This window comes from Desulfovibrio sp. OH1186_COT-070 (assembly GCF_003860215.1).
Taxonomy (GTDB): Bacteria; Desulfobacterota; Desulfovibrionia; order Desulfovibrionales; family Desulfovibrionaceae; genus Desulfovibrio.
This window is the reverse complement of record NZ_RQYH01000106.1, coordinates 1-917: the sequence shown is the minus strand read 5'-3', so window position 1 is coordinate 917 and position 917 is coordinate 1. Positions and strand designations below refer to the sequence as shown.

Here is a 917-nt window from a genome sequence, read left to right as displayed (position 1 = left end):
AAAAATGGTAGCGTTTGAAAGTAGAATTTCCCATACTCATGAAGCGGGAGATTTTACATGAAAAAATCACGGTTTACAGACAGCCAGATTCTGGCAATTTTGAAGCAGGCCGAAAACGGTATTCCGGTAACGGAACTTTGCCGCCAGCACGGGATGAGCAGTGCGGCTTTCTACAAGTGGCGAGCAAAATACGGCGGCATGGACGCCTCACTGATGGCACGGATGAAGGAGTTGGAGCGGGAAAACGTCCGCCTGAAAAAGATGTACGCAGACGCGCAGCTGCGTGCCGAGGTCGTGCAGGAGGCTCTTGCAAAAAAGTGGTGAGGCCATCTCTGCGTGCGGAGATGGCCAAAGAAGCCGTGAATGAGAAAAAAATAAGCATCCGGCAAGCGTGCGCGTTGTTCAGCGTCAGTGAACGCTGCTTTCGATATGAGCCGAAGCTCGTGGACGACAATGCCAGAATTGCGGAATTGCTTTTGGGCCTCACCCAGGCTCATCTCAACTGGGGATTTGGCCTGTGCTTTCTGTTTCTGCGCAACGTCAAGGGTTACGGCTGGAACCACAAGCGCGTGTACCGCATTTACCGGGAGCTTGAACTGAACTTGCGGATAAAGCCCAGGAAACGGAGAAAGCGGGACAAGCCGGAACAACTGGCTGTTCCTGAAACCGTAAACCAGGTATGGTCGATGGACTTCATGCACGACCAGCTTCAAGATGGCCGCTGTATCCGCCTCTTGAATGTTCTGGACGACTTTACCCGTGAAGGGCTCGGCATTGAGATTGATTTTTCCTTGCCGTCGGAGCGGGTAATCCGTGCCCTGGAGAACATCATTGAATGGCGGGGTTGTCCCAGGGAGATTCGTTGTGATAACGGCCCTGAATATGTGAGCGGCATTTTCCAGTCCTGGGCTGAAAAA

General features: G+C 52.5%; 1 pseudogene. It reads left to right on the top strand.

Annotation, left to right across the window (positions count from 1 at the left end):
* Positions 1–57: 57 nt before the first annotated feature.
* Positions 58–917, top strand: a pseudogene (locus EII23_RS12065) (IS3 family transposase); the annotation flags it as partial.